Genomic DNA, 14,903 nt, shown 5'->3' with positions numbered 1-14,903 from the left:
TCATCCGAACGGGCACGTTTCTACTGTGATGCAGGTGACTTCGATGGACAACTGGCGAGACCACGCTGCCTGCCGGCACGAGGACCCCGAGCTCTTCTTTCCGATCGGCACCACGGGCCCGGCCCTGCTGCAGACGGAGCAGGCCAAGTCGGTGTGCCGGCGCTGCCCGGTTCAGGACGAGTGCCTGCAATGGGCCATGGACACGGGCCAGTCCATCGGCGTGTGGGGCGGCACGAGCGAGACGGAACGGCGTGCGCTGAAGCGGCGCACGGCGGCCCGGCGCCGCTCCGGCTGACGTCCCTCCACCGGCCGTTCGAGAGGGCCGGGGTTACGCTCGCGGCAGACCCGTCCGTCACAGAAGGGGCCGGCCATGAGCGTGCGCGTCCGCCGTGTCTACGATCCGCCCGAGCCGGCCGACGGCACACGTGTCCTGGTCGACCGGCTGTGGCCGCGCGGACTGTCGAAGGACGCGGCGCGGGTGGACGAGTGGCCGAAGGCGATCACCCCGTCGACGGAGCTGCGCCGCTGGTACCACGCGGGCGAGGCCTCCTACGAGGAGTTCGCCGAGCGGTACGAGGCGGAGCTCGACGGCGGTGAGGCCGCCGAACTCCTCGGCCGGGTACGGGATCTGGTCCGCGAGGGCGAGGTGACCCTGCTGACCGCGTCCAAGACGCCGGAGCAGAGCCACGCGACGGTACTGGCCCGCCTCCTCGAAGGCTGAGGAGGCGGGCCCGGGCGCGTCAGGCGGTCTGCTTGGCCGCCGCCCGCCCCGCCGCCCGGCCCGAGAAGAGGCAGCCGCCGAGGAAGGTACCCTCCAGCGCGTTGTAGCCGTGGACCCCGCCGCCGCCGAAACCGGCGACCTCGCCGGCCGCGTACAGCCCCTCCACCGGCTTGCCGTCGGCCCCGAGGGCGCGGGAGTCGAGGTCGGTCTGGATGCCGCCGAGGGTCTTGCGGGTGAGGATGTGCAGCTTGACGCCGATCAGGGGGCCGGCCGCCGGGTCGAGGATGCGGTGCGGGGTGGCGACCCGGCCGAGGCGGTCGCCGATGTAGCGGCGGGCGTTGCGGATGCCCTGCACCTGGGCGTCCTTGGCGTAGGGGTTGGCGAGCTGCAGGTCGCGCGCCTCGATCTGGCGCTTGATCCCGGCCGTGTCGAGGAGCGGCTTGTCGGTGAGGTCGTTCATCTTCGCGACGAGCTGTTCGATGCCGGGCGCGGTCACGAAGTCGGCGCCCTTGCGCAGGAACGCGTCGACCGGGCCGGGGGCGCCCTTGCCGAGGATGCGTTCCTTGAGGAACCCGGCGCGGTCCTTGGCCGTGATGTCGGGGTTCTGCTCGGAGCCCGACAGGGCGAACTCCTTCTCGATGATCTTCTGGGTGAGGATGAACCAGGAGTGGTCGTACCCGGCGATGTCCTCGGTGGTGCGCAGATGCTTCAGCGTGCCGAGGGTGTCGTAGCCGGGCAGGTACGGCCCCGGCAGGCGGCGGCCGAGGGCGTCGAACCACATCGAGGACGGTCCGGGCAGGATGCGGATGCCGTGGCCGGGCCAGATGGGGTCCCAGTTCTGAAGGCCCTCGGTGTAGTGCCACATGCGGTCGCGGTTGACCAGCCGTACGCCCGCCTCGGCGCTGATGTCGAGCATCCGCCCGTCGACGTAGGCCGGTACGCCGGTGACCATCTCCTGCGGCGGGGTGCCGAGGCGCTCGGGCCAGTGGCGGCGGACGATGTCGTGGTTGGCGCCGATGCCGCCGCTGGTGACGATGACGGCCTGGGCGGTGAGTTCGAACTCGCCCATGGGGTCGCGGTTGGAGGCGACGCCGCGGGGTGAGGTGTCCTCGGCCAGGACCGTGCCGCGCACCCCCCGGGCGGTGCCGCCTTCGACGATCAGTTCGTCGACGCGGTGGCGGTGGTGGAAGGTGAGCAGGCCGTCGCGCGCGGCCTGCTTGGCGTAGCGGACGAAGGGTTCGACCACGCCGGTGCCGGTGCCCCAGGCGATGTGGAAGCGGGGCACGGTGTTGCCGTGCCCGTGCGCCGTGAGGTCGCCGCGCTCGGCCCAGCCGACGGTGGGCAGGAAGGTGATGCCGTGCCCGTCCAGCCAGGAGCGCTTCTCCCCCGCGGCGAACTCGACGTAGGCGCGCGCCCAGCGCACGGCCCAGGAGTCCTCGTCGTCCAGCCGGTCGAAGCCGGCGCTGCCCCGCCAGTCGCTCCAGGCGAGGTCGAAGGAGTCCTTGATGCCCAGGCGCCGCTGCTGCGGCGAGTCCACGAGGAACAGCCCGCCGAAGGACCAGAAGGCCTGCCCTCCGAGGTTGGCGGCGTTCTCCTGGTCGACGAGGGCGACCCTGCGGCCCTTGCTGGTCAGCTCGTGTGCCGCGACCAGGCCGGCGAGGCCCGCTCCTACGACGATGGCGTCGGCATCCATGGCGACCGTTCCCTTCCTCAGTTCTGATCGGGGGTGCCGCTGCCGTCGGTCAGCAGGGCCGTGAGCAGTTGCTTCAGCCAGGCGCGGGCGTGTTCGACGTCCCGGTCCAGCAGCAGTTGGGTGGTGACGCCGTCGTACGCGGCGACCACGGCACGGGCGGCGCCGTCCGTGTCGCCCAGGACGGCGGGCAGTGCGGTGTGCCCGCGGGCCCGGCCGAGCCGGTCGGCGATCGCCTGTCGCAGCCGCGCGCGGTGTTCCAGCAGGCTGCGGGCCACGTCCGGGTCGCGGGCCGCGTGCACGAGGAAGTCCGTCTTCACCAGGAGCCAGTCCCGGTCGAGGAGCAGCACGTCGGTGACGCGGTCCACGGCCGCCGGCACGTCGAGGCCGGGCCCGTCGAGGGCGAGGGCCCCCGACACCTGCTCGGCGATCAGGTCGGCGCGCTCGCGGTAGAGGGCGAAGAACAGCTCGTCGAGGCTGGAGAAGTTGGAGTAGAAGGCGCCTCGGCTGTAGCCGGCGGCCTCGCAGACCTCCTCGATGGAGACATGTCCGAAGCCCTTGGCCGCGAACACGGAGAAGGCCGCCTCCAGGAGGTTGGCCCGCGTGCGCACCCGGCGCCTGGTCACCCGCCCCGTCGTCCCCTCCACGGCCATGTCCGGCCCCCTTTCGATACATGACTGTATTCGATACACCGATGTATCGAAAGCCTCACGTCGCGAAGCCTCGCAATTCGATGGAACATATTTTCGATTACGGAGTACGCTGGGCGCATGCACCTCCAGGGCTCCCTCTTCGACCAGACCGACGAGCTGCGCCTCGGTCCTCTCGACGGGATCAGCCGTACCGACCTCGGTTTCGGCGCCTGGCTCGACACCCTGCCCACATGGCTCAGCGGTTCCGACGACCTGTTCGAAAAGCTGGCCGCCGAGGTGCCGTGGCGGGCGGAGCGGCGCACGATGTACGACCACGTCGTCGACGTCCCCCGGCTGCTCGCGTTCTACGGCGCGGACGACCCGCTGCCGCACCCGGTCCTGGCCGAGGCGAGGGACGCCCTGTCCGCGCACTACGCCGGTGAACTGGGCGAGCCGTTCACCACGGCCGGGCTCTGCTACTACCGCGACGGCCGGGACAGTGTGGCCTGGCACGGCGACCGGATCGGACGCGGCGCCCGCGAGGACACGATGGTCGCCATCCTGTCGGTGGGAGCACCCCGGGATCTGCTGCTGCGCCCGATGCGGGGCGGCCGGGACACCGTGCGCCGGCCTCTGGGCCACGGCGACCTCGTCGTGATGGGCGGCTCCTGCCAGCGCACCTGGGAGCACTCCGTGCCCAAGAGCACGCGCGCGACGGGGCCGCGCGTCAGCGTCCAGTTCCGCCCGCACGGCGTGCACTGAGACGGCCCGAACCGCACTGCCGCACAGGGCCCGTTGAAGGCGGACCCGGTGATTCCGCCTGTCGCCGGGTCTGCTTTCCTTCTTCCGTCGGGCTGGGACCACACAACGCGGGGCGATCATGCGGGCAGACGTACGGCAAGTCGCGGACGGCACCTACCTGGTGCACGGCTCCAACACCAACTGGGTGATCCTCACGGAGGGGGACGCCGTCACCCTGGTCGACACCGGCTACCCCGGGGACCGGGAGCAGGTCCTCGCCTCGCTCACGGAGGTGGGCAGCTCCCCGGAGGCGGTCGCGGCCGTGCTGATCACGCACGCGCACAACGACCACCTGGGTTCCGCCGAGTACCTGCGCGCCACGTACGGCACGCCCGTCTATCTGCACGAGGCCGAAGTGCCGCACGCGCGCCGGGAGTTCCTGCACCAGGTGTCCGTCGGGACGGTACTGAAGAACGGCTGGCGGCCCGGTGTGCTGCCGTGGGTGGTGCACGCGCTGCGCTCCGGCGGCACCACGCACAACCCGGTCACGGCCCCCGAGCCGTTCCCGGCGGCGGGCGCCCTGGACCTGCCGGGCCGTCCCGTCCCGGTGCACACGCCGGGCCACACCGACGGGCACTGCGCCTACCACGTACCGGGCACCGGTGTGCTGATCTCCGGCGACGCCCTGGTCAGCGGGCACCCCACCTCGCGGATCGAGGGGCCGCAGCTGCTGCCGGACATGTTCCACCATGAGCGCCCGCGTGCCGTGGCCTCCCTGGACGTGCTGGCGGAGCTGGAGGGCGAGCTGCTGCTGCCCGGGCACGGGCCGGTCCACCGCGGCCCGGTGCGGGACGCCGCGCTCCGGGCCCGCGAACGCGCCCTCTAATCTGATGTGACGATCGGCGGCGAGACAAGGACACCCGGCCCATGGCACTGCAGATCAGCGCGACCAACCCGGAGCATCCCGCGCTCCTGCTGGAACTGCCGTGGGACGTTCCCCTGGAGGAGTGGCCGGAGGAGTACCTGGTGCCGCTGCCGCGCGGCATCTCCCGGCACGTGGTGCGCTACTCCCGGGCCGGCGACGAGGTGATCGCCGTCAAGGAACTGGCCGAGCGGCCCGCGCAGCGCGAGTACGACATGCTGCGCGACCTGGACCGGCTCGGCATCCCGTCGGTGGACCCCCTCGCCGTGGTGACCGGCCGCACCACCGCCGACGGCGCCCCGCTGGAGAGTGTCCTGATCACCCGGCACCTGGGCGGCTCGATGCCGTATCGCTCGATGTTCGAGACGACCATGCGCCCGGCCACCATGCACCGGCTGATGGACGCGCTCGCCGTGCTGCTGGTGCGGCTGCACCTGGCCGGGTTCGCCTGGGGCGACTGCTCGCTGTCCAACACCCTCTTCCGGCGGGACGCCGGCGCCTACGCCGCCTATCTGGTGGACGCCGAGACCGGTGATCTGCATCCCCAGCTCAGCGTCGGCCAGCGCGAGTACGACCTGGACCTCGCCCGGGTGAACATCAGCGGGGAGCTGCTGGACCTGGAGGCGTCCGGGGCGCTGCACCCGTCCGTGGACCCCATCGAGTTCGGCATGGAGATCTGCGCCCGCTACCGCACCCTGTGGGACGAGCTGACCCGCACCTCCGTCTATCCGGCCGGCAAGTACCAGTACATCGAGCGCCGGATCCGCCGCCTGAACGAACTCGGCTTCGACGTCGCGGAGATGCAGATCGAGCACGCCTCGAACGGTGACACGGTCAGCTTCGTGCCCAAGGTCGTCGACGCGGGCCACCACCAGCGGCAGTTGCTGCGCCTGACCGGCCTCGACACGGAGGAGAACCAGGCCCGGCGGCTGCTGAACGACCTGGAGAGCTGGATGGCGACCCAGGACGACTACGCGCCGGGCGACCCCCTGGGGGCCCGCCCGGAGGTCCTCGCGCACCGCTGGGTGCGGGAGGTGTTCCGGCCGACCGTGCGGGCCGTGCCGCCCGAACTGCGCGGCGCCGTGGACCCGGCGGAGATCTACCACCAGCTCCTCGAACACCGCTGGTACATGTCCGAGCGGGCCCAGCACGACATCGGCATCGAGACCGCGGTCGAGGACTACATCCAGAACATCCTGCCCAAGGCCCGCAAGACGCTGCAGCCGACCGCGGACTGAGCCGGAGCGTCCGTCAGGCGTGAGTCGGCCTTACGGCACCACGGCGACCGGGCAGTCCGCGTGGTGCAGCATGCCGTGCGCCACCGAGCCGATCCGGGCGCCGACGGCCGTACGGTGCGCCCGGCGGCCCACGACCATGAGCTGGGCCGTCCCGGCCACCGACAGCAGGACCTGGGAGGCGCTGCCCATCTCCACGTGCTCCTCCACCGGCACGTCGGGGAAGCGGTCCCGCCACGGCCGGACCGCCGCGTCCAGGCTCTTCCTCTCGTACGGCTCCAGTCCCCCGGCCTCGTCGAGGAGCTTCAGCGAGCCCGGGCTGTAGGCGAACACGGGCGGCAGGGTCCAGGCCCGTACGACCCGCACGGTCGCGCCGCGCGCGGCCGCCGTCTCGAAGGCGAAGCGCAGCGCGTCGGCACTGTCCTCCGGGTCGCCCTGCTGGCCCACGACGATCTCGCGCCCGGCGGCCTCGGCGGAGGGTGCGTCGCCCGCGCGGACGAGGACGACGGGCCGGGCGGCCTCGGCGATCACCTGCTGGCCGACCGAGCCGAGCAGGAAGCCGACGATCCGCCCGTGCCCGCGCGAGCCCAGCACCAGCAGCTCGGCGTCGGCAGCGGCGGCGAGCAGGGTGTCGACGGCCGGCCCCTCCACGATGTCGGTGGACACGTCGAGGTCCGGGTGCCGTTCGGTGACGGTCCCGACGGCCTCGTTCACCGCGGCGCGCACCCATTCCGCCTGGCCGTCGGCGTCCCCGGCGATCCGCGCTTCGGGCGCCTCCTGCGGCTGGGGCCGCCAGGCGTGCACCACCCGCAGTGCCAGCCCGCGCCGCTCCGCCTCCCGGGCCGCCCAGGACAGAGCGGCGAGGCTCTCCTGCGATCCGTCGACTCCTGCGGTGATCGGGCGTGTCATCCGGCTGCCTCCCTGAGAAACGGTCACTGCGTGCGTCCAGTCTTCACTACCCCCCTTCGCCACCCCTACGGGTTCCGGACCGCCCGGGATGATCTCCGTTTCGAAAGCGCCGCGCGGCGATCGAACATACGATGGGCGAAGGCCGGCGCGGCGCCCCGGGACGCCGCGTCGTGAGTCGACCGCCCGGTGTGGGGGACGTATGGCACAGGCCGCCGACGCGGCGCGGACCGTCATATTGACCGTGGACGACGACCCGGGGGTCTCCCGGGCGGTGGCCCGGGATCTGCGGCGGCGGTACGGCGCCTCGTACCGGATCGTGCGCGCGGAGTCCGGCGAGTCCGCGCTCGACGCGCTGCGGGAGCTGAAGCTGCGCGGCGATCTCGTGGCGGTGATCCTGGCCGACTACCGGATGCCGCAGATGAACGGCATCGAGTTCCTCGAACAGGCCCTGGACGTGTACCCGGGCGCGCGGCGGGTGCTGCTGACGGCGTACGCGGACACCAACGCGGCGATCGACGCGATCAACGTCGTCGACCTCGACCACTACCTCCTCAAGCCGTGGGACCCGCCCGAGGAGAAGCTCTACCCGGTCGTGGACGACCTGCTCCAGGCGTGGCGGACCAGCGACTTCCGGCCGGTGCCCAGCACCAAGGTCGTCGGGCACCGCTGGTCGTCGCGGTCCTCGGACGTACGGGAGTTCCTGGCCCGCAACCAGGTGCCGTACCGCTGGTACTCCGCCGAGGAACCGGAGGGCCGGCGGCTGCTGGCCGCGGCCGGCACGGACGGGATGCGGCTGCCGGTGGTCATCACGCCGGACGGGACGCCCCTGGTCGAACCGGAGGCAGTCGACCTCGCCGCCCGGGTCGGTCTCGCGACGACCCCGACGGCCGACTTCTACGACCTGGTCGTGATCGGCGGCGGACCGGCCGGGCTCGGCGCGGCCGTCTACGGTGCCTCCGAGGGGCTGCGCACCGTGCTGGTGGAGCGGTCGGCGACCGGCGGCCAGGCGGGGCAGAGCTCACGCATCGAGAACTACCTGGGCTTCCCCGACGGCGTGTCGGGCGGGCAGCTCACCGACCGGGCACGGCGGCAGGCGGCGAAGTTCGGCGCCGAGATCCTCACCGCGCGCGAGGTGACGGCGCTGGAGGTCAACGGCGCCGCCCGGATCGTCCGGTTCTCCGACGGCTCGGCGGTCGCCGCGCACAGCGTGATCCTCGCGACCGGCGTGTCCTACCGGCAGCTCGCCGCGCCCGGCTGCGACGACCTGACCGGCTGCGGGGTGTTCTACGGGTCGGCCCTGACGGAGGCCCCCTCCTGCCAGGGGCAGGACGTGTACATCGTGGGCGGTGCCAACTCCGCCGGGCAGGCGGCGATGTATCTGTCCCGGGGCGCCAAGTCGGTGACGCTGCTGGTGCGGGGCGAGTCGCTGTCGGCGTCGATGTCGCACTACCTGATCCAGCAGATAGACGACGCGCCCAACATCCAGGTGCGCTCCCGTACGGTCGTCGAGGCCGCGCACGGCGACGGGCATCTGGAGCGGCTGACCCTGCGGGACGTGGAGAGCGGTCAGACCGAACAGGTCGACGCGCAGTGGGTGTTCGTTTTCATCGGCGCCGCCCCGCTGACCGACTGGCTGGACGGCACGGTGCTGCGGGACGAACGGGGTTTCATCCTCGCCGGGCCCGACCTGACCTCCGACGGCCGCCCGCCCGAGGACTGGGAGCTGGACCGGCCGCCGTACCACCTGGAGACGAATGTGCCCGGCGTGTTCGTGGCGGGCGACGCCCGTGCCGAGTCCGCCAAGCGCGTCGCGTCCGCCGTCGGAGAGGGAGCCATGGCCGTGATGCTCGTCCACCGGTATCTGGAGCAGTCATGAGCGGGCAGTCGATGCCCTGCAACCCCCAGGAGATCGGGGCGCTGTTCCTGTTCGAGAAGCTCACGCCCGAGCAGCTCGGCAGGCTGTGCGGCGAGGGGCGGGTGGAGCGCTTCGAGCCCGGCCCGGTGTACACCGAGGGCGATCCCGCCACCTGCTTCTATGTGATGCTCGAGGGCACGGTCGTGCTGTACCGCCGGGTCGGCGGGGACGATGTGGAGGTGTCCCGGACCTCGCAGCGCGGGGTGTACGCGGGGTCCATGCAGGCGTATCTGGGCGACCGGGTGCGGCAGGTCTACAACAACTCCATGCGCGTCACCGAGCCGACGCGGTTCTTCGTGCTGCCCGCCGACACGTTCGCGGACATCATGCAGGAGTGGTTCCCGATGGCGGTGCATCTGCTGGAGGGGCTGTTCTTCGGCTCGAAGAGCACCCAGCGGGCCATCGGGCAGCGCGAGCGGCTGCTGGCGCTGGGCTCGTTGTCCGCGGGGCTCACCCACGAGCTCAACAACCCCGCCGCGGCGGCGGTACGGGCGACCGCGACCTTGCGGGAGCGGGTCGGCAAGATGCGGCACAAGCTGGCGATCATCGCGCAGGGTTCCTACTCCCCCGAGGTCATGGCGAACCTCATCGACATCCAGGAGCGCACCGCCGAGCGGGTCGCCAAGGCACCCGTGCTGAGCCCGCTGGAGGCCTCCGACCGGGAGGACGTGCTCAGCGACTGGCTCGACGACCGGGGTATCCCGGACGGCTGGCGGATCGCGCCGACGTTCGTCCAGGCCGGTCTCGACGAGGACTGGCTGGACCAGGTCGCGGCGGCCGTCGACGAGGACATGCTGCCGAGCGCGATCGGGTGGCTCAACTACACCGTCGAGACCGAGCTGCTGATGGACGAGATCAACGACTCGACCACCCGCATCTCGCATCTCGTCGACGCGGCGAAGCAGTACTCGCAGCTCGACCGGGCGCCCTTCCAGAACGCCGATGTGCACGAACTCCTCGACTCCACGCTACTGATGCTGTCGGCCAAGATCGGCAAGGAGATCAAGGTCGTCAAGGAGTACGACCGGACGCTGCCGAGGATCCCGGCGTACCCGGCCGAGCTCAACCAGGTGTGGACGAACCTCATCGACAACGCGGTGTCGGCCATCAACAGCGCGGGCGGTGAGGGGACGTTGACCGTGCGGACGGCTCCGGACCACGACCGGCTGCTGGTGGAGTTCCGGGACAGCGGCGTCGGGATCCCGGCGGCCGACCGGGGGCGGATCTTCGATCCCTTCTTCACGACGAAACCCGTGGGTGAGGGGACCGGGCTCGGGCTCGACATCTCCTGGCGGATCGTGGTCAACAAGCACCACGGGAGCATCCAGGTGGAGTCGGAGCCGGGGGACACACGCTTCCAGGTGCTGCTTCCGCTCACATCGGTCGAGGAGGAGCCTTCATGAGTGGCGACAGTGGTGACAGTCGTGACAACGGGATCGACCCGGGTGTGCCGCCGAGCGGCAACGGGTGCGTGGAGTGCGAGGCCGGTGGCGGGTGGTGGTTCCATCTGCGGCGATGTGCGCAGTGCGGGCATGTGGGGTGCTGTGACAGTTCGCCCGCGAAGCATGCGACGGGGCATTTCCGGGCGACCGGGCATCCCTTGGTGCAGAGCTTCGAGCCCGGTGAGAACTGGTACTGGGACTACTCGGCGAACGAGTTGTACGAGGCCGGCCCGGAGTTGGCTCCGCCGGGGAGTCATCCTGCGGATCAGCCCACGCCGGGGCCTGCGGGGCGGGTGCCGGTCGACTGGGCGAAGGTGTTGCGGGCCTAGGAGCTCGGGACTGTCTGTTCGGTGGCGGCTGCGGGTTGTTGGGGGTTGATCGCGCAGTTCCCCGCGCCCCCAAGAAAAGAGGGTTGGTTCAGTGCCGCTTGGTTCATTCGTCACGCCGGTTGTGGGGCGGGAGTCCGAACTCGCCCGGCTGAGTGGCGTGCTGGAGCGTGCCCGGGGTGGGGAGGCGCGTGCGGTACTCGTCGCCGGGGACGCCGGAGTCGGTAAGACGCGGGTCCTGGAGGAGGTGTCCGGGCAGGCCGCCGCAACCGGGATGGTCGTTGTCACCGGGCACTGCGTGGACCTCGGGGACGTCGGGCTGCCGTATCTGCCGTTCACCGAGGTGCTGGGGGTGCTCGCGGGCGATGAGCGGTTCCGGGCCGCTCTGGCCGCGCACCCTGTCGTCGAGCGGTTGCTGGGGGCCGGGTCCGACGGTGTGCGGGACGTGGACGGACGGCTGCGGCTGTTCGAGGGGATGGCGGGGCTGCTGGCCGATGTCGCCGATGTCGCCCCGTTGCTGCTCGTGCTGGAGGATCTGCACTGGGCCGACCAGTCGTCGCGGGATCTGCTGCGGTTCCTGCTCGGCCGGGGTGTCCTCAGGCACCGGCTGGCGGTTCTCGCCTCGTACCGGGCCGACGATCTGCACCGACGGCATCCGCTGCGGCCGCTGCTCGCGGAGTTGATACGGCTGCCCGCCGTGGAGCGGCTGGAGCTGCGGCCGCTGGCCGATCCCGATGTGGCCCGGCTGGTGCGCGCGTTGGAGGACCGGCCGCTGCCGGACACCACCGTGCGGCGGATCGTGGAGCGCGCCGAGGGGAACGCCTTCTACGCGGAGGAACTGCTCGCGGCCACCGACTCGGAGCCCGGCGGGGTGCCGGGCGGACTCGCCGATGTGCTGCTGATCCGCTTCGAGCAGCTCTCCGACACCGCGCAACAGGTGCTGCGGACCGCGGCCGTGGCCGGGCGCCGGGTGGAGCACGACGTGCTGCGGGAGGCGGCCGGGCTGCCCGAGGAGGAGCTGGAGTCGGCGCTGCGCGAGGCGGTGGGACGGCAGCTTCTCGTGGCCGGGGACGACGACACGTACTCGTTCCGGCACGCCCTGGCCCGCGAGGCCGTCTACGCCGATCTGCTGCCCGGGGAACGGGCGAGGCTGCACGGCGCGTTCGCACGGCTGCTCGCCGGGCGCGGCCGGACCGCCGAGAGCGCCGCCGAGCGCGCCCACCACTACCGGGAGAGCCACGACCTGGCCGAAGCGCTGACCGCTTCCCTGGAGGCCGCCGACCACGCCCAGCGGGTCGGTGCGCCCGCCGAGGAGCAGCGGCATCTCGAAGCGGCCCTGGACCTGTGGCCGGCGGTGGGTCCCGAGGCGCGGCCCTCGGACCGAGGCGTCGACCGGGTGACGCTGACGCTGCGTGCCTCCGCGGCGGCCGTGCACGCCGGGGAGCTGCACCGCGCCGTCTCCCTCACCCGGTCCGCGCTGTCCGAGCTCGGCCAGGACGCCGACTCCGAACTCGCCGCCCGGGTCCGCTACACCCTCGCCGGGAACCTGCTGAGCGTGGACAGCCTGACGGCGGCGTTCGCCTACAGCAGCGAGGCCCTGGGGATGATCCCCGAGGATCCGCCCTCGACCACCTGGGTGTGGGCGGCGGCCATGCATGTCATGGCCGCACGCCACGTCGGGGAGAACGAGACCGCGGTGCGGGTCGCCCGCCGGGCCCTGGAGGTGGCGGAGGGGCTGCGGGTGACCGACGCCCAGGCGGACCTGCTGATCTCCCTGGCCGTGTTCGACGGTGGCGGGCGGCGCGGCTCCGAGGGCCGTGAGCGGCTGCTCAAGGCCCGGGAGCTGGCCCGGAGTTCGGGCAACGCGCCGGTGGAGCTGCGCGCCCTGTTCAACCTGGCCATGGGCTGCTACGAGTCCGGTGAGCTGGCGGAGTGCCTGCCCTGGCTGACGGAGGGCCTGGACCGGGCCCGGCGCGCCGGGCTGCTGTCGTCGCCGTACCCGCTGGAGATGCGGTACCTGCGGCTGCTGGTGCTGCATGTGCTGGGCCGCTGGGACGAGTGCGTGCGCGCGGCGGCGACGGACGCGGACGTGCTGCCGGCGGCCGGCGGCTATACGAGCGGTCCGGCGCTGTCGGTGGCGCTGGCGCGCGGCGATCTCGCCGCCGCCGACCGGGCGCGGGCGCTGCTGGAGGGGCCGTTCGACTGGATGGGCACCCTGGTCGCGGGCATCGTGCTCACCGACGCAGCCGGGCTGCGCGGCGATCCCGAGGACGCGGTGCGGTGGATGCGGTCCACGGTCAGGACGCTCACCGACGAGGCGGGCACCCGGCCGGACGTCACGGTCCGGCTCGCCGCCCTGGCGTTGTCGGCGGTGGCCGACGCCGCGGCCGGGCTGCGGCTGACCGGCGACGAGGCCGGGGCCCGCCGCTGGACGGACACCGCGGCCGACCTGGTGGAGCTGGCGCGGGCCACCGCCGCCCACGGCGAGACCGGCATGCCCCAGGGCCCCGAGGGGCAGGCCTGGCTGGCCAGGGCGGAGGCGGAACATCTCCGGGCGGTCTCGGGGCCGGACCCGGCGGCCTGGTCGGCGGCGGTGGAGGCGTTCGGCTACGGCGATGTCTACGAGCGGACGCGCTGCCGGTTGCGGTATGCCGAGGCCTTGGTGGCGGCGGGGCGTCGCGAAGAGGCAGTGGCTCAGGCGCGGACGGTCCGGGAGGCCGCCGACGCCCTCGGCGCCACGCCGCTGCGGGAGCAGGTCGACGCCCTGGTCCGGCGCGGCCGGCTCTCGGACGCACCGGGCGCCGAGGACCGGGCCGGTGTGCTCACGGCACGCGAGCAGGAGGTGCTGCGGCTGCTCGCCCTCGGCCGCAGCAACCGGCAGATCGGTGACGAGTTGTTCATCAGCGGCAAGACGGCGAGCGTCCATGTCTCCAACATCCTCGCCAAGCTGGGCGCGTCGAGCCGGGGCGAGGCGGTGGCGATCGCCTACCGGGAGGGTCTGATCACCCCGGAGCCGTCGGCGTCCGGCTGACGGACACGACCGGCGCAACCGGCGTGACCGGCGTGACCGGGTGAGCACGCGGTCGAGGCGCCGGACGGACCGGGCTAACGGCTCCCGCAGTCGAGGCTCTCGAGATCGACGGCGTCGGCCATCGCCCGCATCCCCTTGTCGTTGGGGTGCAGATGGTCGCCGCCGTCGTAGGCGGGGAGGATCGACTCGGGGTCGTCGGGGCTGCGCAGGACGCGGTCGAAGTCGGCGACCGCGTCGAACTCGCCGCTGGTGCGGATGAAGGCGTTGACCTTCCGGCGCACCGCCTCCCCGGCGGGGTCCCATTCCTGCCAGCCCTTGAAGGGGGCGATCGTGGCGCCGACGACGCACTTGCCGTCCCCGTGCACCCGGTCGATCAGGGTGCGGTACCCGGCGATCAGCTGGGCGGCCGTGACGCCCGGCTCGAACTTGATGTCGTTGACGCCCTGGAAGAGGAACACCGTGCGCACGCCCGGCAGCGACAGCGCGTCCCGGGAAAGGCGGTTCAGGGCGCTCTGCCCGGCACCGTCGGTCAGGACCCTGTTGCCGGCGATCCCCGCGTTGGCCACCCCCTTGACGCTCGTCGTGGGGGACGTGGCCAGCCGGCGGGCGAGGTAGTCGGGCCAGCGACGGTTGAGGTCGGTGGTGGACTGCCAGCCGTCGGTGACGGAGTCGCCCAGGGCGACCACGGCGCCCGCCGCGGGCCGAGGCCGCACGGTGACGGCGTCGAGGTAGAACCGGGAGCGGGTCCGCTGTTTCCAGTGGGCCGCGCTCTCCTCCGCGGTGTGGTCGCCCCTGGTGGTGTACGAGGTCTGCATCGCCAGCCAGTGCCCGGTGAGCGCGCCGCCCGCCCGGGCGACGTACAGGCTGACGGCGAGCGAGCTCGCGGCGGGAACATGGCCGGGCAGCGGGTCGCTGTGGACGATGCCGCCGGGCGGGACGGTGACGGAGCGCGCTCCGTCGAAGGTCAGGCGTCTGTTGCTGCCGGGGACGAGCGCGGCCCCCTGCCGCTGCAGGCCTGCGTGGACGTTGCCGAAGGTCACCGGCTGGTCGCCGAAGGCGTTGGACAGCCGCACCCGCAGTCCGCTGCCGCCGACGCTGGTGTGCACCACCATCCGGTAGCCGCGGCCGTCGACCGCCTCGCCGAAGCGGTCGGCCGAGGAGGCCCAGGTGACCACGCCGTCCCCCGGCTCCGCCGGGGCGGCGGGCGGCCGGGCCTCCTCGGCCCCCTGGGGTGTCGCACCGGCCCCGCAGCCCAGCACGAGGCAGGTGGAGAGGGCGGCCAGGGCGGTGCGTCGGCGGGGGCGGGCGGTGCGGGGCATCGTCGGCGCTCCTTCGGCCG

Annotated in this window: 13 protein-coding genes; 9 read left to right on the top strand and 4 right to left on the bottom strand. The window is 72.6% G+C overall.

What is annotated here, in order from left to right; all coding sequences use genetic code 11:
- Positions 1 to 43 precede the first annotated feature (43 nt).
- Positions 44 to 295, top strand: a complete 252-nt coding sequence (locus tag NNW99_RS37955) for a WhiB family transcriptional regulator (protein ID WP_215123942.1) — start codon at positions 44 to 46, stop codon at positions 293 to 295.
- Between the two features lie 75 nt (positions 296 to 370).
- On the top strand, positions 371 to 721 hold the full coding sequence (locus NNW99_RS37950) for a DUF488 domain-containing protein (RefSeq protein ID WP_215123941.1): 351 nt from the start codon (positions 371 to 373) through the stop codon (positions 719 to 721).
- Positions 722 to 740: 19 nt separating this feature from the next.
- Here the strand turns inward: NNW99_RS37950 and NNW99_RS37945 are convergent, their stop codons facing one another.
- The gene (locus tag NNW99_RS37945) at positions 741 to 2,414 is read right to left on the bottom strand and encodes an FAD-binding dehydrogenase (protein ID WP_215123940.1); all 1,674 of its coding nucleotides are present in this window, start codon (positions 2,412 to 2,414) and stop codon (positions 741 to 743) included.
- Positions 2,415 to 2,431: 17 nt separating this feature from the next.
- Positions 2,432 to 3,064, bottom strand: coding sequence for a TetR/AcrR family transcriptional regulator (locus NNW99_RS37940; protein WP_215123939.1), 633 nt, complete (start codon positions 3,062 to 3,064; stop codon positions 2,432 to 2,434).
- Positions 3,065 to 3,181: 117 nt separating this feature from the next.
- Here NNW99_RS37940 and NNW99_RS37935 point away from each other — a divergent pair, with 117 nt between their 5' ends.
- From NNW99_RS37935 to NNW99_RS37925, 3 genes are all read left to right on the top strand, one after another.
- Positions 3,182 to 3,805, top strand: coding sequence for an alpha-ketoglutarate-dependent dioxygenase AlkB (locus NNW99_RS37935; RefSeq protein ID WP_215123938.1), 624 nt, complete (start codon positions 3,182 to 3,184; stop codon positions 3,803 to 3,805).
- Between the two features lie 118 nt (positions 3,806 to 3,923).
- Complete coding sequence (locus tag NNW99_RS37930; RefSeq protein WP_215123937.1) at positions 3,924 to 4,670, top strand: MBL fold metallo-hydrolase; 747 nt, start codon at positions 3,924 to 3,926, stop codon at positions 4,668 to 4,670.
- A 41-nt stretch (positions 4,671 to 4,711) separates the two neighbouring features.
- Positions 4,712 to 5,944, top strand: a complete 1,233-nt coding sequence (locus NNW99_RS37925; RefSeq protein WP_215123936.1) for a DUF4032 domain-containing protein — start codon at positions 4,712 to 4,714, stop codon at positions 5,942 to 5,944.
- A 30-nt stretch (positions 5,945 to 5,974) separates the two neighbouring features.
- Here the strand turns inward: NNW99_RS37925 and NNW99_RS37920 are convergent, their stop codons facing one another.
- On the bottom strand, positions 5,975 to 6,850 hold the full coding sequence (locus tag NNW99_RS37920; RefSeq protein WP_215123935.1) for a universal stress protein: 876 nt from the start codon (positions 6,848 to 6,850) through the stop codon (positions 5,975 to 5,977).
- A 199-nt stretch (positions 6,851 to 7,049) separates the two neighbouring features.
- Between NNW99_RS37920 and NNW99_RS37915 the strand changes: the two genes are divergently transcribed.
- The 4 genes from NNW99_RS37915 (at position 7,050) to NNW99_RS37900 (ending at position 13,564) form a co-directional block, all read left to right on the top strand.
- The gene (locus tag NNW99_RS37915; protein WP_215123934.1) at positions 7,050 to 8,726 is read left to right on the top strand and encodes an FAD-dependent oxidoreductase; all 1,677 of its coding nucleotides are present in this window, start codon (positions 7,050 to 7,052) and stop codon (positions 8,724 to 8,726) included.
- Complete coding sequence (locus NNW99_RS37910) at positions 8,723 to 10,168, top strand: ATP-binding protein (protein ID WP_215123933.1); 1,446 nt, start codon at positions 8,723 to 8,725, stop codon at positions 10,166 to 10,168. Before NNW99_RS37915 ends, NNW99_RS37910 begins: the two co-directional genes overlap by 4 nt.
- Entirely contained in the window at positions 10,165 to 10,536 is a 372-nt protein-coding gene (locus tag NNW99_RS37905) for a UBP-type zinc finger domain-containing protein (protein WP_215123932.1), read from the top strand. Before NNW99_RS37910 ends, NNW99_RS37905 begins: the two co-directional genes overlap by 4 nt.
- 91 nt (positions 10,537 to 10,627) lie before the next feature.
- Positions 10,628 to 13,564: a helix-turn-helix transcriptional regulator gene (locus NNW99_RS37900; protein WP_215123931.1), complete on the top strand. Its 2,937-nt coding sequence runs from the start codon at positions 10,628 to 10,630 to the stop codon at positions 13,562 to 13,564.
- A gap of 74 nt (positions 13,565 to 13,638) precedes the next feature.
- Here NNW99_RS37900 and NNW99_RS37895 read toward each other — a convergent pair whose 3' ends face one another.
- Positions 13,639 to 14,883, bottom strand: a complete 1,245-nt coding sequence (locus tag NNW99_RS37895) for an SGNH/GDSL hydrolase family protein (protein ID WP_215123930.1) — start codon at positions 14,881 to 14,883, stop codon at positions 13,639 to 13,641.
- Positions 14,884 to 14,903: the final 20 nt, after the last annotated feature.

Source organism: Streptomyces sp. CRCS-T-1 (assembly GCF_024442335.1).
GTDB lineage: Bacteria > Actinomycetota > Actinomycetes > Streptomycetales > Streptomycetaceae > Streptomyces > Streptomyces koelreuteriae.
This window is presented reverse-complemented; position numbering and strand designations above follow the sequence as displayed.

Coding starts and splice junctions, on each gene's coding strand:
- NNW99_RS37955 (WP_215123942.1), top strand. CDS start 44: ATGGACAACTGGCGAGACCACGCTGCCTGCCGGCACGAGGACCCCGAG.
- NNW99_RS37950 (WP_215123941.1), top strand. CDS start 371: ATGAGCGTGCGCGTCCGCCGTGTCTACGATCCGCCCGAGCCGGCCGAC.
- NNW99_RS37945 (WP_215123940.1), bottom strand. CDS start 2,414: ATGGATGCCGACGCCATCGTCGTAGGAGCGGGCCTCGCCGGCCTGGTC.
- NNW99_RS37940 (WP_215123939.1), bottom strand. CDS start 3,064: ATGGCCGTGGAGGGGACGACGGGGCGGGTGACCAGGCGCCGGGTGCGC.
- NNW99_RS37935 (WP_215123938.1), top strand. CDS start 3,182: ATGCACCTCCAGGGCTCCCTCTTCGACCAGACCGACGAGCTGCGCCTC.
- NNW99_RS37930 (WP_215123937.1), top strand. CDS start 3,924: ATGCGGGCAGACGTACGGCAAGTCGCGGACGGCACCTACCTGGTGCAC.
- NNW99_RS37925 (WP_215123936.1), top strand. CDS start 4,712: ATGGCACTGCAGATCAGCGCGACCAACCCGGAGCATCCCGCGCTCCTG.
- NNW99_RS37920 (WP_215123935.1), bottom strand. CDS start 6,850: ATGACACGCCCGATCACCGCAGGAGTCGACGGATCGCAGGAGAGCCTC.
- NNW99_RS37915 (WP_215123934.1), top strand. CDS start 7,050: ATGGCACAGGCCGCCGACGCGGCGCGGACCGTCATATTGACCGTGGAC.
- NNW99_RS37910 (WP_215123933.1), top strand. CDS start 8,723: ATGAGCGGGCAGTCGATGCCCTGCAACCCCCAGGAGATCGGGGCGCTG.
- NNW99_RS37905 (WP_215123932.1), top strand. CDS start 10,165: ATGAGTGGCGACAGTGGTGACAGTCGTGACAACGGGATCGACCCGGGT.
- NNW99_RS37895 (WP_215123930.1), bottom strand. CDS start 14,883: ATGCCCCGCACCGCCCGCCCCCGCCGACGCACCGCCCTGGCCGCCCTC.